The organism is Gordonia aichiensis NBRC 108223, assembly GCF_000332975.1.
Taxonomy (GTDB): Bacteria; Actinomycetota; Actinomycetes; order Mycobacteriales; family Mycobacteriaceae; genus Gordonia; species Gordonia aichiensis.
Map to the genome: position 1 here is coordinate 1 of NZ_BANR01000001.1, position 25,966 is coordinate 25,966.

The following is a 25,966-nucleotide window of genomic DNA, read 5'->3' on the forward strand; positions in this document are numbered from 1 at the left end:
TGAGGCACGCAGTAGTGGTGCGGTACCAACGACCGCAGAATTCTCGGCCATCACCGGCCACTGTTCGCGTCGTCGTAGAGGCGCAGAAAGAGGCTCTCGAGTGACGGGGGTTCGACGGTCAGCGACCGTAACCCGCACGGCATCAGTGCATTCATCGCGTCGCCGATCTTGTCGGAATCGACTGTCGCGGTGAGTCGATGCCCGTCGAGTGCGACGTCGTGCAGCATCGACAGCCGGTTGTCGTCGGGCAGTGTGTCGAGATCGGCGTGCACTGTGGTGCGGGTATGGCCGCGTAGGTCGGCGAGGGTTCCGGTTTCGACGATCGCGCCGTCACGGATGATGCTGAGCCTGTTGGCGAGTTCTTCGACCTCGGCCATGATGTGACTCGACAACAGCACACTCGTACCCCTGGCGACCGCTTCGCCGACGACCTCTTGGAACACGTTCTCCATCAACGGGTCCAGACCTGAGGTGGGTTCGTCGAGGATCAGTAACTCCACATCCGACGACAACGCCGCGACGATCGCGACCTTCTGCCGATTGCCCTTGGAGTACTGCCGACCCCGTTTGGTCGGATCAAGCTCGAAACGCTCGATGAGATCGTCGCGCCGGTCCTCGTTGAGTCCGCCGCGCAACGAGCCCAACAGATCGATGGCCTCACCGCCGGTCATGCTCGGCCACAACGACACATCGCCGGGCACATACGCCAACCGCCGATGTAAGTCGACGACGTCGCGCCACGGATCACCGCCGAGTAGTCGCACGGTGCCCGAATCTGCTTTCAGCAGGCCCAACAGGACGCGGATCGTCGTCGACTTGCCCGCACCGTTGGGGCCGAGGAACCCGAGGACCTCACCACGCCGGACCGTCAGGTCCAGACCGCGTAATGCCTCGAATGTGCCGAACGACTTGTGCAAACCTGCTACGTCGATGACGAGGTCATCATCGGACATGGCGCCCTCCAAACGTCGGTGTTATCCGCAATGGTTCCACATACGTAGAAGTAATTCCACACCTGAGGACATATTGGACACCAGGCGCTACCCTTGCCGCTATGCACGACACGGCACCGGCATCCCCGAAGCGGCGCCCCGGACGCCCCGCAGGCGACGGAGCCAACCGCGACGCCATCCTCGACGCAGCACGGGAACTGTTCGCGGCACGCGGCTACGACGGTGCGTCGATGAGAGCCATCGCCGCACAGGCCGGTGTTGATCCGGCGCTGATCCGTCACTTCTTCACCGACAAACAGGGACTGTTCAGTGCCACCATCGCCGACCGGACCGTCATCGGGGATCGCATGTCCGGTGTGTTCGACGGCGATGTCGAGGGCCTCGGCGAGCGGTTCGCATCGGCCTATCTCGATATCTGGGAGGACCCCGACACCGGCCCGATGATGGGCGCCATGTTGCGGACTGCTCTGACCACCGAGCGAGCGGCAGAACTGTTGCGCGACATGCTCATGTCGAAGGTGACCAGCCATATGCCGGCAGATCGAGACATGCCCGACGACATCGTCGCACGGATACTGCTCGCCGGAGCGCACATGCTCGGCATCGTCATCGCACGCAACCTCGCACAGGTGCCACCACTGGCCGACTACAACAGGGACCAGATCGTGCACACCGTCGCCCCGGCCATCCAGCACTATCTCGCCGAACCGCTATCGCGTTAAACCCATTCACCCCGGAGCTATCAAACGTCGACTCTCATCGGCGCTACGAGGCGTGTTTGTCGACACTGACCTTCCGGCGTCGAATAGCAGGTCAGCCGGGAAGTCCCGCATGCCCTCGAGAACTCCGAGTGGCATGATTCACGGTGCACCTAGTCAGCACGAACCAGTTCGGCGAGCCTTTGCTGGGTGGGGGAGTTTTCCTCGGTTCCAGGCGAGGATGTCGGTGCGCGGGCCCAGGACGATGGCGGGGGTGTCGGCGAGTTGGTCGATGAGGCGTCGGACCTGCGGGCGGATACGACTGGATGTGCGTACGGGTTTCGTCGTCGCCGGTTGGTGGCCTGCGTGGTTGGCGAGGCTGTCGAGGTACTCGGCCTGGTCGCTGTCGAGGTGTAAGGCGTCGACGAGCGCGGTCAGCACCGGCGGTGACGGGGCGAGTCGCCCCTGTTCGATGCGCGTGTAGTAGTCGGTGCTGATCGACGCCAGTTGCGCCACCTCTTCACGCCGCAAGCCGCTGACGCGGCGTCGCTGATCGAGTTCGGGTAGGCCTGCCTGTGCCGGGGTGAGTTCGCCGCGTCGCGTTCGTAGGAACGCGCCGAGCTCTTTGAGGTGTGGTTCGGGGCCGCGGGCAGGCATTCCTTCAGCGTACGAGTGGTGCGTGGTGGTGGTCATGGAAGAGATCAACTCCGGGTACGAGTGATGCGATGTTCTGCACCCGTGACATGGAATGCAGAACACCGCTCTCGCGTGACTCGTCAGGGGGTCGGTGCGGCGCCGATCAGAGGTGTTCGCCGAAGAACGGGATCACCGTCTTGAGTGCCTCGCCGGCGCCCTTGGGCTGGTCGTAGAGGTCGTAGTGCGATACGCCTTCGAGGACAACGAGTTTCTTGTCCTTCGACGCGGCGCGTTCGATGATCTCGTGACCGTCACGATAGGCGCCGAAGGCACCTTGCTTGTCACCGACGACGACGAGCAACGGCTGGGTGAGTAGTTCCTCGGCGAGGTGGAAGGCATCCCACCCGAGTGCCACGGCACCGTGGCCGGCTTCGAACAACACGCACCCGTTGGACGCTTGGCCGCGGTCGGTGCGGTAATAGTCGTAGGCCTCGATGATGTCGATGTCGCCGACCTGCTGGGCTGCCTCGGCGGAATCAGGAAGCAAGCCGCTGACGACGGGCTCGCCACCACGTGCATAGTCCGAGCGTTGTGTGCCAATGGTGTGCAGGGCTGCGATCACGCCGTCGGCGGCTGCGGCGTTCTCGCGGATCATCCGGCCGTAGTTGACGCCGGTGATCGACACGACGGCCTTGAACCGCTTTTCGGTCATCGCGGCGTTCAGTGTGTAGCCGCCACCGCCGCACACTCCGAGGACACCGATGCGATCGCTGTCGACATACGGAAGTGTTTCGAGGTAGTCGACGACGCGGCGGAAGTCCTCCACACGTTGGGTGGGATCTTCGACGAAGCGTGGCGTGCCGCCGCTTTCACCCTGGAAACTGGCGTCGAACGCGATCGCGACGTAGCCGGCCTCGGCCAGTGCGGTCGCGTAGATGTTGCCCGCGGTCTGCTCCTTGCACGAGCCGATCGGATGCGCCGCAACGATCGTGGGGTAGGTGGTGTTCTCGTCGAAGTTCGGCGGGAAGTAGATGTCCGCAGCGATATCCCAGTACATGTCGGGGTTGCGGAACGTGACGTGCTTGATGTTGGTTGCCGTGGCGGTGGCCATCTCGGCGCCTCCTCATCTCGGTGACTGGCTGATAAGACCAGTCTGCGAGCTGCCTCAGCACCGCAACAGGACCGAAACGTTCCTAGGAAAGATCGATCCTAGGAACGCACACTCTCTGAACGACAAAACCTTCGTCCAGTTCGACGAGATCCACGGAGTCGAGGAGAGTAGCGGCTGATAGACCCCTACGCAGGATGATCGCGATAGAAGGCCAGGTGCGCTCGTGCGGCCGCCTTCCAGGTCAGTGATCTCGCAAGAGACCTGCCGTGATGTGCACGCTGTGCGTCCGGGGTTCTCGCGGCGAGGATTTCGTCCGCGAGGGAGTCCGCGCTCTCCGCGTACCTGACTGTGTCCCCGAAGACCTCGCGCAGGATGGGCAGTTCACGCGCCACGACGGGGCGACCGGCCGCGAGCGCTTCCATCGCGGCGAGGCCGAAGCCCTCTTTTGTGGAAGGGAAGGCGAAGACCTCCGACGCAGCCACCAGTGACGGCAGCTGGTCGTCGTCGACCGGACCGAGGACCGTCGTCCGTAGCCCGAGTTCTGTGTGGCGGCAGTCGAATTCGCTCCGGTAGTCGCGGTAGTCGAAGAGGGTCTCTCCTCCGGCGAACACCAGACCGAGGTCGGGGTCGACGTCGCGCACGAGCGCACAAGCGTCAAGCAGGTCGATGCTGCCCTTGCGTGGTTCGATACCTCCGACCGCGAGTACATACCGTCCCAGTCGATTCCGCCAACCTTCGCGGCGCGCGATGGCCTCCGGCGCGTTCGATGCAGCATCGTGGAATCGGGCGAAGTCGACGCCGTTGGGTATCACGGTGGGGGTCAAACCCCATTCCGCTCGCACCTCGTCTGCGACACCGCGCGACACGCAGATCCGTGCGTACGGTGCAACCACGGCCTTTTCGTGGCACTCCGCCAGGATCGGGGTGGTGAACTGATCGAGATGATGAATCGTCCGGATGCAGTGGCCGACAGCGTTCGCGCTGATGCAGTCCTGTGCATGGACGATGTCGTACTCGACGGCCGTGAACGCTGCGCGCAATGTATCGATCGACCGTACTATTCGTTCGGTGATCGATTCGCCATCCCGGTTCTCGAACGGAACAAGACGTTGGTGCACAACGGGATCGATGGTCCGGAAGAATCCCTGATCGCCCCCGCGGGCCAGACTCCAGACGGTCACCTCGGCGCCGAGACGGGCAAGTGCCTCGGCCAGGTTGAGGGTGTGCACCACTCCGCCACGAGGCTTGGTCGAGTAGGTGATGAGCGCGACGCGCATATCTAGTCCTCCGTCAGCGATTCGTCCACCCGATACACGTCGGGCCGCAGCTCGGCAAGATGGTCGAGGACCCTACGTGCACGGGTGATCTCGGCGTCGACGTCGACGCTCACCTGAGCCATGCCGCCCTTGGATCGCGTCGTCGCCAAGATCTCTCCGCCAGGCCCGACCACCTTCGCCTGGCCGAGGAACCTCAGTGATCCGGTCACCCCGGTCAGGTTCGACGACACGACGAAGACCTGATTCTCGGCAGCCCGGGCGCAGTCGTACAAATCGAACAGCCGTGACTGTCGGTCGGCGGGCAACCGCGCGGCCCGGTCGGTCACGCTGGCTGGCCACGCCGACAGCGCGGCGATGACGCGAGCCCCGTCGATGGCAAGGGTTCGTGCTGACTCGGGAAAGGTCTTGTCGTAGTCGATGAGCATGCCGAGGCGCCCCACTGGCGTGTCGAAGGCTCGGAATGAGTCTCCGGCGCAATAGGCTTCGCTTTCGCCTGCAGGCTGATGAACCTTGCGGTGACGACCGAGAATTCCGTCACCCGACACACAGACCGCAGTGTTGTACCTGCGGTCTGCATCGGCCTCCGTATAGCCGATGCAGACGGTCATGTCGCCTGCCGCAGCGATGATCGCCGCCAACTCGGGTCCGTCCGGGTCGAGTGCCGGTGGTAGCTCGTAATGGTCGGGCGCCCGCAGATCCCCGATGTATCCGCCGATCGACGCGTCGGGAAAAACGAGTAGATCCACATTGTCGCGCGCCGCGACCTCGATGATGCCGAGCGCCTTGGACAGCCCACGATCGACGTCGCGCCCGAAGTGTGCGGCAAGTGCACCGAGCGTCACCGTGGTCATGTCATCGAACCCTACCCACCGCAACGAGTGTCATGCAGCACCCAGTCCGGTCACCGACGAGGCCACGGCCACGGTCACTTCGCCATCGGGCCACCGCAGTCGAACACCAGGTTCTGGCGTCAACCGCCCGCATGCCGCTGACGTCACGGGTCCGCCCGCAGGCGCGAGGTTCCGACGGTCAGCCGTCAACATCGCGTATCCGGGGAAACAGGTGAGCCAGGACCCCATGTCGGCGGCGGCGGGAATCGGAATGGCAGCGACGTCGAGTTCGGCGCCGGTCCCCGACGCCTCGGCGAGCATCCCGAGAGTGCCCGTGATCCCTGCCATGCTGACGTCTTTCGCTGCGGCGGGACGTGTCTCGCTTACGAATCGAGCCATCTGCGCCAGTTCTGTCGTGCTTCTACTGCTGGTGCTGTCCCACTGTGTTCCGTGGTATCCGGGACGCCAACCACCTCCGAGATCAACCGTCAGCGAGACGACGTCGCCCACCTGACCCCCTGCCGCCGCCACCGGATGGTCGGTTCGCCCCAGCGCGGTCACCGAGAGGGAGGCGGGCACGCCGACCTGGGTGTGACCACCGAGAACCGGCGTCTGCCACGCCTTCGCTGCATCCGACAGACCCCGGATCACCCGCGTCAGTTGTCCTCGAGTTGGCGTGCCAACGGCATCGAGAAGGCCCACCGGAGTTGCTCCCATCGCGGAAAGGTCGTTGATGTTCACCAGCACCGAACACCATCCGGCCCATTCCGGGTCGCGCTCCACCATCGAGGGAAGAATCGCGTCGCAGGCGGCGATGACATCGGTGCCCGGCACAGGTGTGCCGTCGTCACCGCGGAAACCCTTGGGGCCCAAACCGTCAGGTTGATCTGCCAAGGGGCTGAGAACCTCGGCCAGCATCGACTTCGTGGCGTCGACGGTCCGTTGCATCCGTCCGATAGGCCACCGCATCCGACGATGAGTTCGTCCGGCGATTGTCTCGCCGGCCCCGCAATCACGCCAGCCGAGGGAGAAGAACATCGGCGCATAGCGGTCCTGGACGGCCGCATCGAACCGTACGACACCGATCGACTCGGCATGAGCACACGCGGCCCGCACGAGAGCTGCCCCGATCCCGGCGGAGTGCTGGGGGTCCAGCACGACCAGACGGCTACCCGACCACCAACCGATGTCCGGGGTGTGGTTGGGCGCCAGACGAACTCCGCCGACGACAGCACCATCCCGGGTGACCGCGACCAGAACGACGGTTCGGGGGTCATCGTCGATGTCGTCGCGGTCGGAGGAGTCGAACAGTCCCTGGCGTTCGACGAACTCGCGATGGCGTAGTGCATGATGGGCGGTCACCGCGGACGGTTCGTCGGCAACTCGGATGAGGAAGGGCGGCAGAGCCGGGGGCTGGCCGGCCAATATCGAGAGATCCCGGTGGGCGGTTGTGTGTGGAGTCGTGTCTCGACCATCGAGAATCATGTCACCCTCCGACGTTCGGTAACACGCTGCACGCACCACAAGCCGCGCAACCCGCACGTTGATCCGACCCCGACATGCCGATCAGTTGCAGATGTCCGGCGACCTCGCGGCTGATCTTCTCCACGATGGCGGGATCGGGGGCCCGCGCGTCGTCGACGTCGACGGCGAGGGTACCGACATGTGGTCGGAAAGGAACGATGAACGGATACACTCCTGTATCCGCGAGTTGCTGTGCGCCGCGGATCATCTCGTCCGGGTCCTCGCCAAGACCGACCAGGAGGTAGGTGGACACCTGGTTTCGACCGAACACTCGGACGGCCTCGTCCCAGGCGGCGCGGTATTCGTCGAGCGACACCGTTGCCTTGCCGGGCATCCAACGCCGACGAACCTCGTCGTCGAGAGATTCGACGTGGATGCCGATCGCGTCAGCTCCGGCCTCGCGCAGTTCCGTGATGGTGTCGAGCGTGGCCGGTGGCTCGCACTGCACCTGGATCGGAAGGTCGGGGACCGCAGACTTCACCGCGCGGACACAGCGTGCCAGGTGTTTTGCGCCACGGTCACGACCTGCCGACGTGCCTGTGGTCATGACCATCTGCGTGACACCGTCGAGTTCGACGGCTGCACGCGCGACTGCCGCGAGGTCGGCGGGCTTCTTCACCGCAACTGTCGACCCCGACCGCAGTGACTCCTCGATCGAACAGAATCGACACCGCTGGGTCGCGTCGTAGCGGATGCAGGTCTGCACGACGGTCGTGGCAAGAACATTGCTGCCGTGCAGTTTCGCGATCTTCTCGTAGCTGACACCCTCGTCGGTGACCAGGTCGTAGAACCGCGGACGAGAGATGGCTTGTACGACGAGTCCGGTGTCGTGGCCGTCGTAGAGGACATGATCGCCGTCGAAGCTGAACGGGCTGGCGGGATTTCGTGGGATCGCAGCGTGAAGGCCGTCGATCATCAGGTGTCCGTCGTCAGTCGGCCCGGCACCACCGGTCCGGTTGACGGGAGGGGTGCCGCGGATACCCAGCAGGGCGAGATCTGTACGGGTGGAAACGGTCACGTGTGTGCTCCGTTCGGTGGAGAGTGGAAGTGAAGCCGAGGCATCGATGGCCCGTCATGTCTGGTTGGCTGTCAGGAAGCGACGCGGACGTGTCCGTGCGTGTCGTCGAGCGCTTCGACGATCGAGTCGGCGACGTACTTTGCGTCGGCGTCGATTCCGAGGAATCGTCCCGATCCCCAGGTGTGCATCCATGGCAGTCCGATGAAGCTCAGGCCGGGTACCTGGGTGATTCCACGCGTTTGCATGGGACGCCCCCCGCCGTCGAACGCACTCGCTTCGATCCAGCGGTAATCCGGTCGGAAACCGATCGCCCACACGATGCTGGTGACGCCCGATTCGATGAGATCGAGATGTGTGGGCTCAGCGTCGGGCTGCCACACGGGTTCGTATCGCGACGGTGGAGGTGCTTGAATCTCGCGGGCGTCGATATAACGGTCGATGTCGGCGCAGATCGAGTTGTACACGGAATCGGCCTTGTCGAGCGCTGAGCGCAGCGTCGGCGCGAAGGTCAGTCCTGAGTCCTTGCCGCCCGTGAGCGAGCCGTAGAGCCGCATGCCCTCTGTGGCGAACTGGCGGAGGTCGACGTCGCGGCCACCGTCTCGACCCGTCACGTAATGGTTTGTCTTCTCCTGTGCCGCTTTGCCTCCCGGGTACTGTGCGGTGGGGGTGTCGTACAGGCCCATCTCCGCCAACCAGGTCATGCAATCTCGTCCGCGATAGCGTCTGGCAACTCGCGGTGCACTGCCCACCGCCAGGTGTACCTGACGGCCGGCCAGGTGGAGATCCTCCGCGATCTGCGCGCCTGACTGTCCACTTCCGACGACGAGGACCGCGCCGTCGGGTAGTTGCCCGGGAGCGAAGTACTCCTCGGAATGCACCTGGTGCACCGAAGGATCGAGTGTCGACGCGTACGGCGGGATGACTGGCAGCGGATAACCGCCGGTGGCCACCACGACCTGATCGCACTGCAGTAGTTCGACGTCGCCGCCGGACTGCAGGGTGAGTTCGAATGTTGCCGAGTCGATCTGACGTAGCCGGGATACCGTCGTATGCGTGCGGATCGGGGCGTCGAATGTCTCGAGCCACCCGCCCAGCCACGTGACGACCTCGTCTCGGGTCATGAAGCCGTCGGGGTCGGGACCGTCATAGGCGTAGCCGGGGAGGCGGCAGTGCCAGTTCGGAGTGACGAGAGTGAAGTTGTCCCACCGTGCGTCGGCCCAGGCGTGCGTCGGTGTCTTCGACTCCACCACGACGTGCTCCACCTGTGCCTGGCTGAGATACCAGCTGACCGACAGACCCGCCTGTCCGCCTCCGACGATGACAACCGGCACATGAATGGCCTGCGTGGGCGCGCTCATGAGGCAGCCTGGGAGTTCGGGGTGGCGGGAAGGGGCGGATACATGTCGACGATGTGCACACGTGCATCGGACTCGAACCGTTGTGCCGTGCCGGTGATCTCGTCGATCGTCGCTGCCGCGGAGGTGCACGCGAATCCGTACTTGGCGCGCACCCGCTCTGCGGCCTCGCGCAAAGCAGTGGTGCACCTTTGGCAGAAGTCGGCGACCGAGTAGTCGTCGCCGGCTCGGAGGTGATCGTGCATCACGAGACTCGGTGAGTAGCAGTTCTGCGTGGCTCCATCGGGCCACCGGACCACAAACGTCATTTCAGGCATGGGCCAGATCCCTCCACCCTGTGGTGCCGGTCGCGTCGAGTTCGGTGAGTGGTCCGTAGACGTCGGGACGGCGGTCGCGGAGGTGGAACATTCCGCCGCGCATCGTCGTGAACGTCTCCGCGATGTTGATGTCGGCGACAGCCATACCCTCCGACAGCAGGGTGGTCGCCAGTACGTTGCCGCCGGGGTCGACGATCTTGGCGTTGGCGACGTAGCGCAACGATCCGAACGTTCCGGACTGGTTAGAAGCGATCCAGAACACCTGGTTGTCGAGCGCTCGCGCGGCGTCGAACAGGTTGAATCGGTAGGTCCAGCGGTCTTCCTGCAGGTTCTCCGCCGTCGCGGTACGGGCGGCAGGCCACGCCGACAGGCTGGCGATGATCTCGGCGCCATCGAGGGCCATCAACCGTGCGGCCTCGGGAAATGCCTTGTCGTAACAGATCTGGAGTCCCACACGTCCGACGGGTGTGTCGAAGACGCCATACCGGTTACCCGACGAGTACGACATGTTCTCGCCCAGGGGCTGATGCACCTTGCGGTAGCTACCGTAGATGTGTGTGCCGTCGAGAACCGCTGCTGCGTTGTACCGGGTCTCGCCGTCGTCGGCGAGCTCACAGAAGCCGATCGCGATGACCATGTCCCCGACGATTGCCTGCACACGCTGGATTTCTGGTCCGGCGAGTGTGATCGCAGGCGGAAGCGATCGTGTCGTGTTCTTGATGGTGTCGCCATGATTGCCCAGTGACGAGAGGTAGCCACCGATCGCCGCCTCGGGGAACACGAGGAAGTCGACGCCCGCACGCCTCGCCTCGGCGACGAAGTGTTCGATGGTTGCGTAGTTCTGTTCGAGATCGCGCGAGAAGTTCGCTGCAACGGCTGCCACTCTGGTCATGTCAACTCCGGAACATGGTCGAAGTATGTTGTGCGCATCGTCATGTCACACCATGTAGGTCGAGTTGATGATCGCGCCCTTACGGGCGTAGTGGATGACTGCATCCTGCACGTCGAGTGGATGGGCGGGGATCACACCCTCGATGAGGTCTTCTTCTCGACCGCCGTGCAATGCCAGTCCGAACCGGCAGCAGAAGACGGTTCCGCCCTCGGCGATGAACGTGGCCAGGGAGTCGTTGATGTTCTGCTCGCCTGGGAAGCCGGAGTCGCCTGTCTTCGGGAAGCCGCGTGTGGCAAGGCAATTGATGGCACCCGGACCGTAGAAGTAGATCGCCGACTCGAAACCCTTGCGGAGTGCCCGGGTGGCTTGTAGGACTGCGACGAATGACACTGACGACTCGTGGGCGATGCCGTGTACCAGGGTGAAGTAGGTTTCGCCGTCCTCTGCCTGGTAGTCGGGGAAGATCTTCGTCCCGCCGTAGATGTTCGAGCCCTTGGGCAGGGAGGGATGGGGAATTTCGTTGAGGGACTTGGTGATGTTGTCGCTGATCGACGCGTCGAAGGAAGGCACGATGCTCCTCGGGGTGCTGCCGCGAGTTCTCGCGGGAGTGAACGATGGTGAGGCGACACTGCCTCGCGAGTGGAGCCGTCACCCGCTCTGTGGCGGTACTTGGTCGTTCCGGCTACATCAGCTAGTTCACGCTCGAAGTATTTCGTGGTGGTTACGCGCGGAATAACTCATGGGCCTCGGCGCGCAACAATGGTTATCAGCGGTCTGGTTTGAGCAGCTGGTCGATCAGCGGGCCGACGTCCTCGGCCAGTTCGTCGACGGTCGCGTCGGCGATCTCGGGACGCCGGAACACGTACCTCATGGTGACGAGGCTGAGCATCTGCCCGGCGACGAGGACGAGCCGGCGGTCTCGATCGTCGGCCGCGACGATGTCGCCGAGCGCGAGATGCGCAACGCCAACATAGAAATCCACCATGCGCTTCGACACTTCCTCGTCGGTGACTGCAATCCTCAGCAGTGCGATGGCCCGTTGTCGCTGCGCGTCGTCGTCGTCCCAGAGACGCAGCGCGCGGCGGACGAAATCCCGCCCCGGATGCGACGCGTCCAGTGGGGTATCGAGGAACAGTGCCGTCGGGTCGACGTCGGGTCGCAGGGCCTCGACCGTCAGGGCACGTTTGTTGCCGAAGTAGTGGTGGATCAGGGCGGCGTCGACTCCCGCACGGCCGGCAATCGCCCGCATGGTGGTCCGCTCGAAACCTCTCTCTGACAGAAGCTCTCGGCTCGCGGAAAGGATGGCGTTGCGCGTGGCAGCGGAATCCGAAGACGGGGGCCGTCCGGTTCTTCGGCCGCTCACGCTGATGTGCTCTGCCTGGCCAACGACAGCATCTTCTCCTCGATGGTCGCGGGCACTGTGGTCACGCTTGCATGTATGTCTGCGGTGTCGAAGACCTGCTCGAGTTGCGCGGGGTCGGTGTCGACGACCCGGATCGAGGTTCCGGACAGGATCACGGGCACGTCGGCGTCGTTGAGTGCGGAGAAGGTGTTCGCCCAGTCGTCGGTGTCGACCTGCACGGCCCTGGTGTCACCGATGATGTCCTTCTCACTGCCCTGTGCCACGAGTTTTCCCGATGACATGAGCAGCAGACGGTCGCACTCCTGCGCCTCCTCCATGTAGTGCGTGGTCACCAGGACGGCTGTGCCCCGGTCCGATTCGCCCCGAATCGTATCCCACAGTCGCGCGCGTGAGAGTGCGTCGACGCCCGACGTCGGCTCGTCGAGGATCAACGCGTCAGGAGTGTGTGCCAGTGCCACCAGAAAAGCGATCCGACGCTGCGCTCCGAGGGACAATGAACCGATGATCGTGTTCTGGTGTGCTGCGAGGTCCTCGGGGAGTTCCGGCACTGCGACACCGTAGGCTCCGGCTGAGAACTCGAGATTCTCACGGACGGTGAGATCGCGATAGAGTCCGAGATTCTGTGGTACATAACCCAATCGGGCTCGTCGGCCCTGATCGGGCGGACCGTCGAACAGGGTTACCGAGCCGCCTGTGGGTCGTAGCAGCCCGAGCAGCATGCGGATGAGCGTTGTCTTACCGGCACCGTTGGCGCCGAGCAGTCCGACGACCTCACCGCCGCCGACACTCATCGAAACGTCGGCGACGGCAGTGAAGTCGCCGAAGCGCTTCGTCACCTGGTCGGCAGCGAGCAGGGGGCGGTCGGCGGTCATCGCGCACCTGCTGAAACGAGTTGGCGTCGTAGTGACAGCGAGATCACGATGTCCTCCAGGTCGGGGTCTACGGTGGTGGCTCCCGCAGGGGGCCGCTCGGCTGAGTCCTCGGGCCAGTACTCGTGACGCTCATGTCCTCGACGCCACGACCATTCGCGTCGGACCGGGTGAGGTGACGAGGTGATGATTCCGGTGAATCCTGCGCGTACGTCGGCGTACGAACCCTGCGCCAGCGTGCGGCCTTCGTCGAGGACGAGTAGCTGTGCTGCACGTTCTGCCTCGTCGAGATAGGTCGTCGACATGATCACCGCCGAGCCTGCTGCAGCGGACTCGGAGATCATGCGCCACAGATCGATTCGACTCACCGGGTCGACGCCGGTGCTCGGTTCGTCGAGGATGACAAGACGCGGTCGGTGAATGAGCGCCATCGACGTGGCGAGCTTGCGCCGCATGCCGCCCGAGAGTGCGCCGGCCGGTCGGTCAGTGGCCACGGTGAGTCCTGCGCGCTCGATCATCTCGTCACGACGTGCGACGAGTTCGTCGCCCCGCAGGCCGTACATCTCGCCGACGAAGTCGAGGTTCTCCCGCACGGTGAGTGCGGCCCAGCACCCGGGACCGGCGGGAAGGTACCCGAGGTGCTGTTTGTCCGGTGACGTGATCGTCCCGGAGTCGCAGACCACCTCGCGCGCAAGAGCTCGCAGGAGCGTCGTCTTGCCTGCGCCGTCACCGCCGACCGCAGCCAGAATCGTTCCGTCGGTGAGTTCGACCGACACGTTCTCGAGAGCGACGGTGTCGCCGAAGCGAACGGTCACCGACGACGCCGCGGCGATCATGACGCCGTACCGCTGGTCGTATCCGTATGCCCTTGTGCCGGTACGTCCTTATGTGCATTGGGCGCCAGATCGCGACGGAAACGCAGTGTCGCGGCGGTGAATACGACGACGGCCATCACCGCCAGAACCAGTAGCGGGACCCAGAGCGAGCCGATTGATGCGCCTCGGATCATGACGCCTTGCGAGATCATCGTGAAGTAGGTGAGCGGGAGTAGGTAGCCGATCCAGCGGACCCCGGCCGCCATGGCGTCGAGCGGAAATATCATGCCCGACAACAGGATTTGTGGCATGAGAAACAGAAAGGCGGTTTGGATGGCCTGCCCGGTGGTCTGCGAGATGGTGGAGATCAGCACGCCGAGTCCGAGGACGACGAACAGAAATAGTGCAGCGCCGAGTGCGAAGACCCCGACATTGCCGTTGAACGGCACACCGAAAAGCCACATGCCGAGCACGGTCACGATGATCATGTCGATGGCCGCGAGAAGGAAGTAGGGCGCTATCTTGCCGAGAATCACCTGGCTGGGCTTGATCGGCATGACGGCCAGCTGTTCGAGGGTTCCTGCCTCACGTTCGCGTACCAACCCGATGCTGGTGACGATCGTGCCGATGAAGGTGAGGATGAGGCCGATGATCGCGGGGACCATGACCCACGATGTCTTGAGTTCCGGGTTGAACAGCACGTGGACCTTGACGCTGTTGCCCATCTTGTTGAGCAAGCCCGATGTTGCTTGGGCGCCAAACAGATTCGATCCGTCGAGCAGGGCTTCGACTGGCGGTTGGCCTGGTGTGCTGCGCCCGGTGACGAAGGCGGTGTCGACCTTGTTGTCGCGCAGCAGCTCCGTGGCGTCGGCCTCGGTGCCGTCGGTGTCAACGGTCGTGACGTCGAAATACTCCGGCAACGACTTCGCGAACTGCGTTGCCTGCGGGCCGACGACCGCAGTCGTCGACGACGACACGTAGAAATTGGCCGCGTACCCGAAGATCACGAGTAGCAGCAGCGGTAGTACGACCAACATCGCCAGGGTGCGCGGATCGCGCCGTAACTCGCGGAATTCCTTCAGGATCATCGCTCGCATGTGGCGAGTGTAAGCACAATGACCGCCAAAAGTCATCACCTGATGAATTAAAAGTGCGGCGTGCATCGCACGAACAGGGGGCGACGGCTGTTCGCCGTCGCCCCTGTTCGTCAGAACGTCAGGACATCAGTCCTCGATCGTCTCCAGCTGTCCGAAGATCTCCTCGCGACGATCTTCGAACTGCGACGGGAGCTGGAAGCGCATGCCGAGTTCCTGCGGCGACTCGTCGCAATCCCAGCCGCCATCGGCGTGGGTGACAGCGATCTCGAACAGTGCTCCACCCGGTGAACGCACATAGACCGACTTGAAGTACTTGCGGTCCTTGAGCTCGGAGATGTCGGTGTAGCCTGCACCTTCGATCTCGAACTTGAGCTCGTCCTGGTTCTCGAGGCTCGACGCATTCCATGCGAAGTGGTGGTAGGTGCCTGCGCCGTAGCTCCAGGTGCCCTGGTCGTCGGTGCGGTTGCCCACCAGCTCGACCCAGTTGCCCACCTTCTCGTTGCCGACGCGGAATGCGGCGCGGTCGCCGTCCTCGATGATGTCGCCCTGCGAGTAGAAGACATCCTCGGCGAAGTCGACCATCCGGTCCGGGGTGTGGGCGTGGATGCCGACACCGTGGATTCCGTGGATCGCATGCTCCTGCGGAACACCGTTGCCCGAGTAACCCTCACGTGCATCGTTGTCGTTGGTGACAAAGACGTACTCCAGGCCCGACGGATGACGGAATGCCAAGCGGCGCTGCCCGAACACCTCGATGTCCTGGACGTCCTTGACGTCGTGTTCGGTCAGACGGGAGTGCCAGTAGTCGAGCGAGTTGGTGGGCACCGACAGCAACACCTCACGCGCCTGGTTGGTGCCGGGCTTGCCGAAGCGACCCTGCTGCGCCCACGGGAAGGTGGTGATCACGCTCGACGGATCGCCGTTGGCGTTCGAGTAGTAGAGGTGGTAGATCGGCAGCGAGCCGTCGAACAGCACGGTGCGCTTGATGAAGCGCATACCGAGCGTCTTGACGTGGAAGTCGACGTCCTCCTGCGCGCCTGCGACGGAGAGGGTGACGTGGTGTGAACCTTCGACAAAGGCCATGATTTCTTTCCTTTCAATGGTGAAGCGAACTTCGTTCTGGTGGGTGAAGCGAACTTCGTTGTTATCCAGAGGTTTTTGAGTGGGTGATGGGCGATCAGGATGCGGTGGTGAGCAGCGCGGACCCGTAGATCGGAGCCGTGATGTCCTGGACGATGGTGTTCTGGTGACTGTGCAGCATGCTGAAGTCGCGCCAGATCCGTTCCATGCGGGAGCCGTTCACGAGGTGGCTGGAACCCGAGGTCTTCATGAGCGTGCCCTCGAGTACCTGCCACGCAGCAGCTTGCGCTGTGTAGGCGCACCGTCCGATGCCCGCGTCGTCGGTCAACGAGAACGACCCCTCGCCCTTCGCCGCACGTGTCGCACACTCGGTGAACTGTTCGGCGGCGGCGTCGAGTGTTGCCTCGGCCACCTGCAGTCGCGTTGCCGCATCCGCGTACCAGAGCTGGTAGGTCGGATTCTCCGACCGAAGTGTGATGGGCGGCAACGCAGTCCGCTTGGTCGTGATGACCTCCCGGTACTGATCGAGAGCGCCGAGCGCACCACCGACACCGAGGCTCGCGAGCTCGAGCGTGAAGGTCGACAGCCCCCTTCCGTTGTAGATCGGGTTCTTGTGCAGTGCGTAACCCGGAGTTCCGTCGTCGACGGCGATGTCGGTGATCGCCTTGCCGAGGAGTACGTGAGAATCGGGGACGAAGCCGTCGGTGATCTCGACGGTGTGCGAGCTGGAGCCCTTGAGCCCCAGTGTCTTACCCCAGTCGTCGCGCACGGTCCAGATGTCTCTCGGAGCCATGAACACGCTCAGCGGACCCTGACTGCCGTCCTCGTTGACCGGGAACACGTGGCCGAGGAAGTGGGTGGAGTACGCGCCGCCGGAGGCATAGGGGAAGACACCGTTGACGATCCAGCCGCCGTCGACCTTCGTCATCCTTCCGCCGGGAGCCGACGTACCGCACGCTGCCGTATGCGCGCTGGCGAAGAACTCGCGTTGCGCCTCCTCGGGCCACCACGATGCCATCCACAGCACATGCGCCGAGGCGAGACAGAAGCCCCAGGCGGTGCTCATGTCTGCGCGTGCGATCTCTCGAACCACTTTGAGGTATGCGGCGATCGGGAACTCGTAGCCGCCGAATGTCCTCGGCCGCAGCAGGTTGTAGAGGCCTGCGCGCATGAAGGACAGATGGAGGTCCTCGGAATAGAAGGTGCGCTCCTCCGTCTCGGGTGCTTCCGCTCGGATCTGCGGAGCGAGTTCGGCGACGACGGCGAGTGCTTCGGCGACCGTGAGGTCTTTCGGCGGGTCGACGACGGCGACTTCTCTTGGTGGGATGGGCATCTGGACTCCTCTGCTGCTGGTGAGTTTGGTTGGTGAATGTGGGTGCTGGTAGGCGACTGGTTATCGGGTGACGGGGGACTACTGGGCGACGTAGCCGCCGTCGCAGGCGAGCTCGGCGCCTGTCACGTACGCGGCGTCGTCACTGGCCAGGAAAGCGATAACGGCGGCAACCTCGGCCGGTCGACCGACTCGCGCCATGGGGATCACCGGTGCGAAGACGGAGTCGTCGGCCCCGCCGAGCATCGCGGTGTCGATAAATCCGGGATGAACGGAGTTGACGCGGACACCGTCGGGCGCCCAGGCGACCGCAGTGCCCTTGCTCATGCTGCGGAGAGCGCCCTTGGCCGCGTGATAGGCGGGTGACACCGTTGCGGTTCCGACGAATCCGAACATGGAGCTGACGTTGACGACGGAGCCGCCCGTCTTCTTGAGTGCCGGGCCGACTGCCTTCATCCCGAGAAAGGCGCCGGTCTGCAGAATGGCGATCACGTGCTCGTAGCTGTCCCGCGTGCTCTCCTCGATCGTGCGGAGATCGCCGATACCCGCGTTGTTGACGAGTGCGTCGATGCGGCCGTGCTCGGCGAGTGTCTGCTCGACCACTGCGTCCCAGCCGTCTTCGTCGGTGACGTCGAGGGTGGCGAACGACCCGCGCGAGAACGGGACGCGGAGTTCCTTGGTGATCTGTTGTGCGTCGGCGTCATTGACGTCGGTGGCGATGACGACGGCGCCCTCGTCGGCGAGGCGCTGCGCTGTCGCGCGGCCGATCCCGCCGGCCGCCCCGGTCACGATCGCGACCTTCCCGTCGAATCGATTCACTGTGCTTCCTCACTCTGCGCTTGTGTGTTGAGCCGGACGATTCCGGTGATACCCTTGCGATTTCGCATGTCGTCGAATGCGGTCTCAATGTCAGCCAGCTCGTAGACGTCCGTGACGATCGCCGACGGATTCAGCGCGCCTGCGTCGAGGAGCTCCGCGAACCTGGGGATCATCGAGATGATGTCGCCGCCGCCGGTCTGGGAACTCAGGATTCGTTTCGACCCGATCGCGAACTCGTACCCGTGCAGGGTGACCGTGGCGCTGGGGCTTTCCATTCCGGTCGGCACGACCGTCCCGCCGCCGCGCGTCATCGCGAATGCCTGCTCCATGGCCGCGGTGCGTCCAGCGGCTTCGAGGGCGACGTCGACGCCGCGTCCGTCGGTGAGTGCCTTCACCTGCGCGACGGGATCCGACTCCTCCGGGTCGACGAGGTCGGTGGCCCCGAGTTCGCCTGCGAGAAGGCGCCGGGACTCGATGGGCTCGACGGCGATGATCTGACCGGCTCCGGCAAGAACTGCAGCCTGGACCATCCAGAGTCCGAGATGCCCGCAGCCGAGAACAGCCACCGAATCTCCGGCCTTGACCTGCGCGACGTCGAATACTGCCCCGAGACCCGAGACGATGCCGCAGCCGAGCATTGCCAGGTGCTTCGGATCGGCGGCGCTGGACACGACGACCACGTTGGATTCGCGGTAGATCATCTCTTCGGCCATGGTGGCGACGCCGCCATCGGCATGGACTGCCCGGCCCTCGGCGTCGGTGCCGATGACCCGGGACATGCCGTCGAAGATCTGCTCGCAGGCGCCGGGGGCGTCGTGCTCGCAGTAGTAGCAGTGGGTGCACTGGGCCGACCCGACCACGATCACCCGGTCGCCGGCCGCGACTCGGGTGGTGTCCGGTCCAACTGCCACGACGGTGCCCGTCGCACTGTGTCCGGGAATGAGCGGAAACGGGGTGAGCCCGTCGCCGCCGACACTCAGGGTGTCGGTGATGCACATCGCCGCCGCGTCGAGACGGACATGTACCTCGCCTGCCTCCGGAGCCCGAAGGGTCACGTCGATCACCTCGAGCCTGCCCGCCTCGGGAACGACGACTGCCTTCATCGGAATCCTCCAGAAAGTGGTGGTGGGCGACTGATCGCCGTGCTGATCGGTGGGGTGACATCGCCCTGATTGCGTGTCACACTCGAAGCTATTCGTGACCGGCATCACTGCCATCACGGATGCGTGCACATCGATGTTGTGGATGCGAACACCCTCACAGTGAGGGCGTCAGTGTCCGTGGCGAGAAAGAACTACTGCAGTGACAAAGATTTGCGACGACGCAAGTCGAGAGCGAGAAACGCACTCAGCCGAGTGGTCGGGTGATCACGACCTCAGCGTCGAGGAGTGGGGGCCGGCGATCGCCGCACTCACCACCCGATTCGACGTGCGGCCCGATTCGGCCAATGACTTCCACGGCAGACTCCGGGCGCATGTCGCCGACGGAATCGGGTTGTGCGACTTGGTGACCGGTAAGCACGAGGCTTACCACGACCCGGCCGGACGCGACGGTGCAGCTCCCGTCCACATGCTCTCCTTGCAATTGAACGGCCACGCCACGATGGAGGTCGACGGCCAACAGTGCGTGTTCCGCCCGGGCGACATCGGCTTCTACAGCGCTGACCGAGTAGGGCTCGTGGCCAGCAGCGACGACTACCGCAGTCTGTGCCTGACGCTCCCGTCGAACGCCATCAGCATCCCGATCGACTACATCCGGCATGTGCAGGCGCGCACGCTCGGGCCCGACCGTGGATTGACCCCCGCGGTCGCAGGACTACTGATCTCTCTCAACGAGACTCTCCCGAAGGTCGGTCCGGCCCAACGGGCCAGAGCTTTACGCAGCGCGGTGGATCTCGCTGTGACGCTGGTCCTGCAGGAGGTCGGCGAGTCGGTGGTTCCGAAGGACCCGACGCAGCGGCTGCGCGAGCAACTGTTCGCCTACATCGAAGATCATCTCGACGATCCCGAGTTGGACGTGAAGCAACTCGCAGACGCCCACTATGTCTCGGTTCGGCAGGTGCACAACGTGTTTCGGGGGGCGGGTCAGACTGCCGCCGAACGAATCCGGACACGGCGGATCGAGCTGGCGCAACGCGAACTCGCCGATCCGGCACAGTTGACGGTGCCCGTCGGGCAGATCGCGATGCGCTGTGGCTTCGCCAATCCCTCCCATTTCGGCAACCTGTTCAAGGAGCGGATCGGTGTGACCCCGGCCGCCTACCGCGCCTCTGTTCATCCGGGACTTGGCTGACCCCTCGCAAACCCTGCGCGTCCACGACAGATCGGTGCGCGAACGCGACAGTGCGCGGTGATCGACGCCGGATACGCTCACGAATCACCGACTAGTGGACGGAGCGCAGCGTGGCGTCGAACCCTCATCTTTCTTCTCCATTGATCGAGTGGGGCGCCGAGCCCGCCGATATGACGACCGCCGTACTGGCTGTGCACGGGCGTGGGCAGAGTCCGGACTTCATGAGGGAGCAATCGCATCGACTCGATGTCGCAGATGTCCGGTACTGCGCACCCGCCGCCGACGGCGATTCGTGGTATCCGCGACCGTTTCTCGAACCCATCGATGCCAATCAGCCGAGCCTGAACCACGCGCTCGACGCCATCGATGCACGGGTAGACGCGCTTGTCGAGTCGGGGATCGATACTGCGCGGCTCGTGGTCTGGGGCTTCTCACAGGGCGCGTGTCTCCTTGCTCACTGGGCGCTGACCCGGCCACGGCCTGTCGGCGGGATCATCCTGTTCACCGGCGGCTACATCGGACCAGAAGACGTTGTGGCGCAGGCTCAGTCGCTCGACGGTGTTCCCGTGGTGGTGCGCAGTATCGAGCACGATCCCTTCGTGCCGCCTGAGCGGGTCACGCAGACTGTCACCGCGCTCCGCGCGGCTGGAGCCGATGTCGACGCCCTGATCGTTCCGGGCGACGAGCACATCATCACCGATGAGGCGATCGACGCTGCACGGAAGCTGTTGCGTCGCGAGGAGACGATGTCGCTCACGTAGTGGCCACAACACAAGGCGCTCCGCGGGCCATGATCTGTTGCCGCGGAGTGCCTTTCGTCTCGCTGCTATCGGTTGGTCGTCGCTGCACCGTGCCGGTGCAACAGGTCGAGATCGGTGACCGAGACATCCCACAATCCCGCACCGCCCGCGTTGCGATTGGTGTTCTGGATGTTGGCGCCCCCGTCGACCGAGAGGATCTCGCCGGTGACGTAGGTGGCGTCGTCGCTGAACAGGTACGCCACCGAACCGGCGATCTCCTCCGGACGTCCCGGCCGTCGCATCGGTGAGGTACCGGCGCGACGGATCATGTCGTCGCGCCCTGCGGGGCCGAAAATCTGCGTCGGGACGATACCCGGCGCGATGCCGTTGACCCGCACTCCGATGGGGCCGCCGTAGACGGCCGCGCCGTGGACGAGCCCGATGACTCCGTGCTTCGACGTCGTGTATGCCAGTAGATCGTTGCTGCCGCGCAATCCGGCGATCGACGAGGTGACGACGATCGCGCCGTGCCCACCCGTCTTGTGGAACTCGCGGAACGCGCCACGAACTCCGAGAAACGGGCCGCGGAGGTTCACGGCCATCACCGCATCCCACTCGTCGACAGAGACGTCGACCAGGGGGGCAGTCGATCCCGCGATACCGGCGTTGAGGAAGTGGAAGTCCACCGCGTCGAATCGATCGAGCGCGGCGGCGAGGTAGCTGTCGACGCCACTCTCCGTGGTCACGTCTGCGCCCACCCCGATCGACTCGGTCGACAGCGCGGATGCGACCTCACGTGCAGCGGCTTCGTCGAGGTCGACGGCGACGATGTGCACACCTTCGTCGGCGAGGCGGACGGCGGCAGCGCGCCCGAGACCACCTGCGGCTCCGGTGACGACCGCCACCCGCCCGTTCAGTCCGGTTATGGTCATGACTGTGAACCTCCGATGGCATCGGGCGACGACGCCGACCGACGTGACCGGCGGTCGAGTTCGTCTGCGAGAATGGGAAAAGCGGTCGTCGCGGACTGGAAGCCCAGCGCGCTGGAGATCTCCATCACTTCAAGGATCTCCTCCTTCGTCGCGCCGTGGTGAATTGCGTTGCGAATGTGTAGCTTCCAGCCTTTGACGTAGAGATGTGTCGCGGCAGAGTCGAATGCGATGTAGATCAGTTCTTTGACCTTGGGCGAGAGGGACCCCGTGCGCCACGGCAATGCCGAGAACTCGGTGTACGCCTCGAACATCTCGGGATCGAGTTCGAGGATCTCGTCCCAGAACTCATGCCAGTAGCCACGCTCGGTGGTGAACTGCTCCTGCAGGGACCGCTGGTATGAGGTCAGTTCGGCCGGCGTGTCGCGCAGACCCTCCTCCTCCAGCACCTCGGTGAGCAGGGGCACACCGATGTTCATCGCGTGGATACCGAGCGTTGCCGTCAGCTCGATGGTCTCCATGATCTCGTCGGGAGTAGCACCGTGGTCGAGTGCGGCCCTGATGTGTTGACGAACGCCGGGGCTGTGCAGGTGCGTCGCGGCGGCGTCGACCGCGAGGTAGATCAGTTCCTTGGTCTTGTCGTCGAGGTGGTTCTTCTTCCACGGAACCTCGGCGAGGTCGGCGTAGGCGGCGAGAAAGGCCGGCCGCAGGTCGAGAATCGACTGCCAACCGTCGTCCCATGTCCCATGAATATCCCGAATGCGTTGAGCGAGCGCCTTCTTCGATGCTTCTGAGTCCGCTGCGGAATCATCGGCCACGGGATCGTCGACGTTGTTGTCGATCCAGCGTGCGATCTCCGTGTGGTCGGCGCCCGGTTCCAGCTCGGTCTGTGCACGCTCCCACATCGCGACCGCCTGCTCGCCGAGGAGCGCGGGCGCACCCACTTTCGCGGCCAGGTCGGTGGCGATCTTCATGTCCTTGAGCATCAGCGCGAGCGCGAAGCCGGAGTCATAGGTGCCGGGGAGAATGAAGTTCGGGTACTTGTTGTCGGTCGAGCCGCTCCGTCCGCTGGACGTGTTCACCATGTCGATCAGCACCGCCGGGTCGAGTCCGAAGCGCTGTGCAGCGGCGGCTGCCTCCGCAGTTGCCAACAGGTGTGTTGCCGAGAGCAGGTTGTTGATCGCCTTGATGGCGTGCCCGGCTCCGACGTCGCCGCCGAGCCGCGGGGTGCCCAGCGACTCCAACACGGGGCGGACCGTGTCAAAAGCCTCGGGGGAGCCGCCAACCATGATCGTCAGCTTGCCGTTCTCTGCGCCCTTGACCCCACCGGAGACCGGTGCGTCGACCAGGGTCACATCGGCCGCGGACAACGTTTGTGCGAGTTCGCGAGTCGACGCCGGATCGGACGAACTCATGTCGACGACGACACTTCCGGGCGCGAGTGCAGCAGCGTCGAGCAGATCCCGGACGACGGCTTCAACGACAGTGGAGTTGGGCAGCATGAGGATGACCACCGACGCCGCCCGTGCCGCCTCGACGGCCGTGACCACGCCGGTACCCCCGTTCGCGGTCAACCGATCCCGAGCCGCGGGGTCGAGGTCGAAGCCGGTGACCCGATATCCGGCGCCGATCAGACGCGCGGCCATCGGGGAGCCCATATTGCCCAGTCCGATGAGTGCGATGTCGGGAAGGACCTCGGTGCTCATCGGAGCGCTCCCACGCTGCTCTGGTCGGATGAGTTCGTGTCGGCCTCGACCGTCTCGGCCGCCGCCACGAAGTCGGCGTCGTCGAGTGGGTCGGCCCAGGTGGTGACTCCCAGGGAGATGGCGGTGTGCGTCATGAACGACTCGGCTCCCGCACCGTGCCAGTGTTTCTCACCGGGTGGGCACCAGACCGTGTCGCCGGCCTTGAGCCTGCGGACCTCGGTTTCGGTCCCGATCAGACCTTCGCCTGCCAGGACCTGCAGGATCTGGCCGTGCTCGTGGTGATGCCAGAAGGTGCGCGCCCCGGGAGTGAAGTTGACCGAGTTGATGGTGATCCCATCGGTGGCGGGCATGGTCAGGTAGTTGTACACGTTGCCGGTGAACTTCGACCCTGTCTTGCCTGCGGTGCCCGAGTGGTCGAGGGAGTGAATGAGTTTCATGCGTCGTCCTCGTTCGTGGTGGGTTGTAGGCGAACGTTCCCGGAGAGGTCGCCGATCGCGTCGACGACCGTGTTGCTGATGCGGTCGGCGTAGCCGAGTTGGATCGCGAGGCCGAAGGCGGCAACCGGTGCGGACGAGTTGGGACTCGTGACGCCGAGACCCGCGGCCAGATCGCAGTACGCGAGAACGTCTTTCATCATCAACGAGTTGGTGAGACCGCCTTCGAGGTAGTCGCCGTGGATGATCTTCGGGAAGCGGTTCTGGGTCGCGAAGTTGACGCCGGAACTGCTGTTCAACACGTCGAGCAGTACGTCGAGGTCGAGCCCGGCCTTGCGTCCGGCGACCATCACCTCGGCTGTCGCCGACAGCGAGATCGCGTTGAGGAAGTTGTTCAGCAGCTTCACGGTGTGGCCCGCGCCGACGTCGCCGCAATGAAAGACCTTGGCGGAAAAGAGATCGAGGATTGGGCGTGCGGATTCGAGAACGTCCCGCTGGCCGCCGACCATGAGGGTCAGCGCGCCCTTTTCCGCCGCAGCTGCTCCGCCGGAGATCCCGGCATCGAGTAGGGCGACCTCGCGTTGGGCGAGTTCGGCCGCGAGCACCTTGGTGGACGCGGGTTCGGAGGTGCTGAGGTCGACGATGATCTGTCCCGGCGAGGAGTGCTCGAGGATTCCGTCGGCGCCCCTGACGACGCTCTCGACGATGCGGCTGTGCGGCAGCGACAGCAGCACGACGTCCGCGCTGCTGATGACATCCTTGACCGAGGTGGCTCTGGTGGCGCCGCAGTCGGCCACGTTGGCTGCCACGGTGTCGAAGCCGATCACCTCGACCCCGGCGTCGACGAGGCAGCGTGCCATGCGACCGCCCATGTTGCCCAGGCCGATGAATCCGACGGGACCGCCACGGCCCGACTTCTCTGATGTGACGTCAGACAACGTCTGCTCCTCTCTGTGCGGCTGCGACGCAGCGCGATGGTGTTGGCGTAGGGGCGATGACGACCGCGAACTCTGCGGTGTCGTGCGCGGGGAAGCGCGTCATGACCTCCGGATCGTGGCCGGGCACCAGGATGGCGTTGCGCTCGTCGACGATGCGCTTCATCGTGTCGAAGCCGGCGTACATCGCCTCGAGGTCGGCGACGACGAGGAACGGCATGTCCCGCTCGATCTCCTCGTAGTAGTGCGTCGCGTCTGAGCTGAGCAGGACGGTGCCCACCTCGGTGTTGACCAGGACGATCGCCTGCCCCGGGGAATGACCGCCGAGTTCGATCAACTCGATTCCCGGAGCGATGTCAGAACGCCCCTCGAAGAAGGTCATTCGTCCCTGGCGTGCGATCTCGCCGAGCAACTCGAGCTCCCGTGTCTCGGCAGAGTGTCGAAACTGCAAGCGATGCGCCATCTCTCCGGTCCAGAAATCGAACTCGGTCTTCGGGGTGATGATCGGCGACCGCGGGAACAGGTCGAGGTTGCCGGCGTGATCGTAGTGAGCGTGGGTCAGGATCACGGTGGCGTCATCAGGGTCCACGTCGAGGGCTGTGAGTGCATCAGCGGGGTGGATGAGGTGGCCGCGTTGGCGTGCCCGCCCGCCCTCGACGCTGTATCCGGTGTCGACGACGAAGGTGCGCTGAGCGTTTCGCACGATCCAGATGAAATAGTCCATGCCGATCGGGCCATCGGGCTCGTCGTAGAGATGATGATTGAGATACACGAGGCTACGCAGCGTCTGCCTCGACGCGTAGCGCACTGCGAGCACCTCGTAGACGTCGTCGTCCATCAGGTTCACCGGATTTCCGTTATGCATGTGTCCCCGGGGCCGAGGACTGAGATGTCATACGGTAAGGCAATATCCGGCCGATGCCTATGGCGTTGATCGACGGCAGCT

The 25,966-nt window shown here is 64.3% G+C and carries 27 protein-coding genes; 3 read left to right on the forward strand and 24 right to left on the reverse strand.

Annotated features, from left to right (window positions below):
• Positions 1–50 precede the first annotated feature (50 nt).
• Positions 51–953: an ABC transporter ATP-binding protein gene (locus GOACH_RS00005; RefSeq protein WP_005168751.1), complete on the reverse strand. Its 903-nt coding sequence runs from the start codon at positions 951–953 to the stop codon at positions 51–53.
• A gap of 101 nt (positions 954–1,054) precedes the next feature.
• Between GOACH_RS00005 and GOACH_RS00010 the strand changes: the two genes are divergently transcribed.
• Positions 1,055–1,675: a TetR/AcrR family transcriptional regulator gene (locus GOACH_RS00010; protein ID WP_005168755.1), complete on the forward strand. Its 621-nt coding sequence runs from the start codon at positions 1,055–1,057 to the stop codon at positions 1,673–1,675.
• Positions 1,676–1,828: 153 nt separating this feature from the next.
• Here the strand turns inward: GOACH_RS00010 and GOACH_RS00015 are convergent, their stop codons facing one another.
• The 18 genes from GOACH_RS00015 to GOACH_RS00105 form a co-directional block, all read right to left on the reverse strand.
• Complete coding sequence (locus GOACH_RS00015) at positions 1,829–2,344, reverse strand: helix-turn-helix domain-containing protein (protein ID WP_245551739.1); 516 nt, start codon at positions 2,342–2,344, stop codon at positions 1,829–1,831.
• Positions 2,345–2,450: 106 nt separating this feature from the next.
• A complete protein-coding gene (locus GOACH_RS00020; protein ID WP_005168759.1) occupies positions 2,451–3,398 on the reverse strand; it encodes an alpha/beta hydrolase in 948 nt (315 codons plus the stop codon).
• Positions 3,399–3,583: 185 nt separating this feature from the next.
• Positions 3,584–4,675: an MSMEG_0565 family glycosyltransferase gene (locus GOACH_RS00025; RefSeq protein ID WP_005168763.1), complete on the reverse strand. Its 1,092-nt coding sequence runs from the start codon at positions 4,673–4,675 to the stop codon at positions 3,584–3,586.
• A gap of 2 nt (positions 4,676–4,677) precedes the next feature.
• Positions 4,678–5,526: a carbon-nitrogen hydrolase family protein gene (locus GOACH_RS00030; RefSeq protein ID WP_005168766.1), complete on the reverse strand. Its 849-nt coding sequence runs from the start codon at positions 5,524–5,526 to the stop codon at positions 4,678–4,680.
• Positions 5,527–5,556: 30 nt separating this feature from the next.
• On the reverse strand, positions 5,557–6,990 hold the full coding sequence (locus tag GOACH_RS00035; RefSeq protein WP_005168768.1) for an MSMEG_0567/sll0787 family protein: 1,434 nt from the start codon (positions 6,988–6,990) through the stop codon (positions 5,557–5,559).
• Between the two features lies 1 nt (position 6,991).
• Positions 6,992–8,047 (reverse strand): MSMEG_0568 family radical SAM protein, encoded by a 1,056-nt coding sequence (locus GOACH_RS00040; protein WP_005168772.1) that lies wholly within the window; start codon positions 8,045–8,047, stop codon positions 6,992–6,994.
• A 71-nt stretch (positions 8,048–8,118) separates the two neighbouring features.
• Positions 8,119–9,405 (reverse strand): MSMEG_0569 family flavin-dependent oxidoreductase, encoded by a 1,287-nt coding sequence (locus tag GOACH_RS00045; protein ID WP_005168774.1) that lies wholly within the window; start codon positions 9,403–9,405, stop codon positions 8,119–8,121.
• On the reverse strand, positions 9,402–9,719 hold the full coding sequence (locus GOACH_RS00050; RefSeq protein ID WP_005168777.1) for an MSMEG_0570 family nitrogen starvation response protein: 318 nt from the start codon (positions 9,717–9,719) through the stop codon (positions 9,402–9,404). The genes GOACH_RS00045 and GOACH_RS00050 overlap by 4 nt, the downstream gene beginning before the upstream one ends.
• The gene (locus GOACH_RS00055) at positions 9,712–10,611 is read right to left on the reverse strand and encodes a carbon-nitrogen hydrolase family protein (protein WP_005168778.1); all 900 of its coding nucleotides are present in this window, start codon (positions 10,609–10,611) and stop codon (positions 9,712–9,714) included. Before GOACH_RS00055 ends, GOACH_RS00050 begins: the two co-directional genes overlap by 8 nt.
• Before the next feature lie 45 nt (positions 10,612–10,656).
• Entirely contained in the window at positions 10,657–11,181 is a 525-nt protein-coding gene (locus GOACH_RS00060; protein WP_005168787.1) for an MSMEG_0572/Sll0783 family nitrogen starvation response protein, read from the reverse strand.
• A gap of 196 nt (positions 11,182–11,377) precedes the next feature.
• A complete protein-coding gene (locus GOACH_RS00065; RefSeq protein WP_169330841.1) occupies positions 11,378–11,974 on the reverse strand; it encodes a TetR/AcrR family transcriptional regulator in 597 nt (198 codons plus the stop codon).
• On the reverse strand, positions 11,971–12,846 hold the full coding sequence (locus tag GOACH_RS00075) for an ABC transporter ATP-binding protein (RefSeq protein ID WP_005168792.1): 876 nt from the start codon (positions 12,844–12,846) through the stop codon (positions 11,971–11,973). Before GOACH_RS00075 ends, GOACH_RS00065 begins: the two co-directional genes overlap by 4 nt.
• Positions 12,843–13,679 carry an ABC transporter ATP-binding protein gene (locus GOACH_RS00080; RefSeq protein WP_005168795.1) on the reverse strand — a complete coding sequence of 279 codons (837 nt, stop codon included), beginning with the start codon at positions 13,677–13,679 and terminating at the stop codon, positions 12,843–12,845. Before GOACH_RS00080 ends, GOACH_RS00075 begins: the two co-directional genes overlap by 4 nt.
• Positions 13,676–14,755, reverse strand: coding sequence for an ABC transporter permease (locus GOACH_RS00085; protein WP_005168798.1), 1,080 nt, complete (start codon positions 14,753–14,755; stop codon positions 13,676–13,678). Before GOACH_RS00085 ends, GOACH_RS00080 begins: the two co-directional genes overlap by 4 nt.
• 126 nt (positions 14,756–14,881) lie before the next feature.
• Complete coding sequence (locus GOACH_RS00090) at positions 14,882–15,838, reverse strand: VOC family protein (protein ID WP_005168801.1); 957 nt, start codon at positions 15,836–15,838, stop codon at positions 14,882–14,884.
• Between the two features lie 94 nt (positions 15,839–15,932).
• The gene (locus tag GOACH_RS00095; RefSeq protein ID WP_005168803.1) at positions 15,933–17,168 is read right to left on the reverse strand and encodes an acyl-CoA dehydrogenase family protein; all 1,236 of its coding nucleotides are present in this window, start codon (positions 17,166–17,168) and stop codon (positions 15,933–15,935) included.
• A 78-nt stretch (positions 17,169–17,246) separates the two neighbouring features.
• Positions 17,247–17,984: an SDR family NAD(P)-dependent oxidoreductase gene (locus tag GOACH_RS00100; RefSeq protein WP_005168805.1), complete on the reverse strand. Its 738-nt coding sequence runs from the start codon at positions 17,982–17,984 to the stop codon at positions 17,247–17,249.
• Entirely contained in the window at positions 17,981–19,087 is a 1,107-nt protein-coding gene (locus GOACH_RS00105) for a zinc-binding dehydrogenase (RefSeq protein ID WP_005168809.1), read from the reverse strand. Before GOACH_RS00105 ends, GOACH_RS00100 begins: the two co-directional genes overlap by 4 nt.
• Before the next feature lie 199 nt (positions 19,088–19,286).
• Between GOACH_RS00105 and GOACH_RS00110 the strand changes: the two genes are divergently transcribed.
• Both GOACH_RS00110 and GOACH_RS00115 read left to right on the forward strand, forming a co-directional pair.
• Positions 19,287–20,276: a helix-turn-helix transcriptional regulator gene (locus tag GOACH_RS00110; RefSeq protein WP_005168812.1), complete on the forward strand. Its 990-nt coding sequence runs from the start codon at positions 19,287–19,289 to the stop codon at positions 20,274–20,276.
• Positions 20,277–20,386: 110 nt separating this feature from the next.
• Positions 20,387–21,037: an alpha/beta hydrolase gene (locus tag GOACH_RS00115; protein ID WP_005168815.1), complete on the forward strand. Its 651-nt coding sequence runs from the start codon at positions 20,387–20,389 to the stop codon at positions 21,035–21,037.
• A gap of 65 nt (positions 21,038–21,102) precedes the next feature.
• Here the strand turns inward: GOACH_RS00115 and GOACH_RS00120 are convergent, their stop codons facing one another.
• Genes GOACH_RS00120 through GOACH_RS00140 form a run of 5 tightly spaced genes read right to left on the reverse strand, consistent with a single transcriptional unit; the run spans position 21,103 to position 25,885 of the window.
• Positions 21,103–21,948, reverse strand: a complete 846-nt coding sequence (locus GOACH_RS00120) for an SDR family NAD(P)-dependent oxidoreductase (RefSeq protein WP_005168817.1) — start codon at positions 21,946–21,948, stop codon at positions 21,103–21,105.
• Positions 21,945–23,651, reverse strand: coding sequence for an NAD(P)-binding domain-containing protein (locus tag GOACH_RS00125; RefSeq protein ID WP_005168819.1), 1,707 nt, complete (start codon positions 23,649–23,651; stop codon positions 21,945–21,947). Before GOACH_RS00125 ends, GOACH_RS00120 begins: the two co-directional genes overlap by 4 nt.
• On the reverse strand, positions 23,648–24,088 hold the full coding sequence (locus GOACH_RS00130; RefSeq protein WP_005168822.1) for a cupin domain-containing protein: 441 nt from the start codon (positions 24,086–24,088) through the stop codon (positions 23,648–23,650). The genes GOACH_RS00125 and GOACH_RS00130 overlap by 4 nt, the downstream gene beginning before the upstream one ends.
• On the reverse strand, positions 24,085–25,023 hold the full coding sequence (locus GOACH_RS00135; RefSeq protein ID WP_005168823.1) for an NAD(P)-dependent oxidoreductase: 939 nt from the start codon (positions 25,021–25,023) through the stop codon (positions 24,085–24,087). Before GOACH_RS00135 ends, GOACH_RS00130 begins: the two co-directional genes overlap by 4 nt.
• A complete protein-coding gene (locus tag GOACH_RS00140; RefSeq protein ID WP_005168826.1) occupies positions 25,016–25,885 on the reverse strand; it encodes an N-acyl homoserine lactonase family protein in 870 nt (289 codons plus the stop codon). Before GOACH_RS00140 ends, GOACH_RS00135 begins: the two co-directional genes overlap by 8 nt.
• Positions 25,886–25,966 lie beyond the last annotated feature (81 nt).

What these genes read in the sequence shown, in the direction of transcription:
- GOACH_RS00005 (WP_005168751.1), bottom strand. Translation starts at nt 953, where the DNA reads ATGTCCGATGATGACCTCGTCATCGACGTAGCAGGTTTGCACAAGTCG.
- GOACH_RS00010 (WP_005168755.1), top strand. Translation starts at nt 1,055, where the DNA reads ATGCACGACACGGCACCGGCATCCCCGAAGCGGCGCCCCGGACGCCCC.
- GOACH_RS00015 (WP_245551739.1), bottom strand. Translation starts at nt 2,344, where the DNA reads ATGACCACCACCACGCACCACTCGTACGCTGAAGGAATGCCTGCCCGC.
- GOACH_RS00020 (WP_005168759.1), bottom strand. Translation starts at nt 3,398, where the DNA reads ATGGCCACCGCCACGGCAACCAACATCAAGCACGTCACGTTCCGCAAC.
- GOACH_RS00025 (WP_005168763.1), bottom strand. Translation starts at nt 4,675, where the DNA reads ATGCGCGTCGCGCTCATCACCTACTCGACCAAGCCTCGTGGCGGAGTG.
- GOACH_RS00030 (WP_005168766.1), bottom strand. Translation starts at nt 5,526, where the DNA reads ATGACCACGGTGACGCTCGGTGCACTTGCCGCACACTTCGGGCGCGAC.
- GOACH_RS00035 (WP_005168768.1), bottom strand. Translation starts at nt 6,990, where the DNA reads ATGATTCTCGATGGTCGAGACACGACTCCACACACAACCGCCCACCGG.
- GOACH_RS00045 (WP_005168774.1), bottom strand. Translation starts at nt 9,405, where the DNA reads ATGAGCGCGCCCACGCAGGCCATTCATGTGCCGGTTGTCATCGTCGGA.
- GOACH_RS00050 (WP_005168777.1), bottom strand. Translation starts at nt 9,719, where the DNA reads ATGCCTGAAATGACGTTTGTGGTCCGGTGGCCCGATGGAGCCACGCAG.
- GOACH_RS00055 (WP_005168778.1), bottom strand. Translation starts at nt 10,611, where the DNA reads ATGACCAGAGTGGCAGCCGTTGCAGCGAACTTCTCGCGCGATCTCGAA.
- GOACH_RS00075 (WP_005168792.1), bottom strand. Translation starts at nt 12,846, where the DNA reads ATGACCGCCGACCGCCCCCTGCTCGCTGCCGACCAGGTGACGAAGCGC.
- GOACH_RS00080 (WP_005168795.1), bottom strand. Translation starts at nt 13,679, where the DNA reads ATGATCGCCGCGGCGTCGTCGGTGACCGTTCGCTTCGGCGACACCGTC.
- GOACH_RS00085 (WP_005168798.1), bottom strand. Translation starts at nt 14,755, where the DNA reads ATGCGAGCGATGATCCTGAAGGAATTCCGCGAGTTACGGCGCGATCCG.
- GOACH_RS00090 (WP_005168801.1), bottom strand. Translation starts at nt 15,838, where the DNA reads ATGGCCTTTGTCGAAGGTTCACACCACGTCACCCTCTCCGTCGCAGGC.
- GOACH_RS00095 (WP_005168803.1), bottom strand. Translation starts at nt 17,168, where the DNA reads ATGCCCATCCCACCAAGAGAAGTCGCCGTCGTCGACCCGCCGAAAGAC.
- GOACH_RS00105 (WP_005168809.1), bottom strand. Translation starts at nt 19,087, where the DNA reads ATGAAGGCAGTCGTCGTTCCCGAGGCGGGCAGGCTCGAGGTGATCGAC.
- GOACH_RS00120 (WP_005168817.1), bottom strand. Translation starts at nt 21,948, where the DNA reads ATGACCATAACCGGACTGAACGGGCGGGTGGCGGTCGTCACCGGAGCC.
- GOACH_RS00125 (WP_005168819.1), bottom strand. Translation starts at nt 23,651, where the DNA reads ATGAGCACCGAGGTCCTTCCCGACATCGCACTCATCGGACTGGGCAAT.
- GOACH_RS00130 (WP_005168822.1), bottom strand. Translation starts at nt 24,088, where the DNA reads ATGAAACTCATTCACTCCCTCGACCACTCGGGCACCGCAGGCAAGACA.
- GOACH_RS00140 (WP_005168826.1), bottom strand. Translation starts at nt 25,885, where the DNA reads ATGCATAACGGAAATCCGGTGAACCTGATGGACGACGACGTCTACGAG.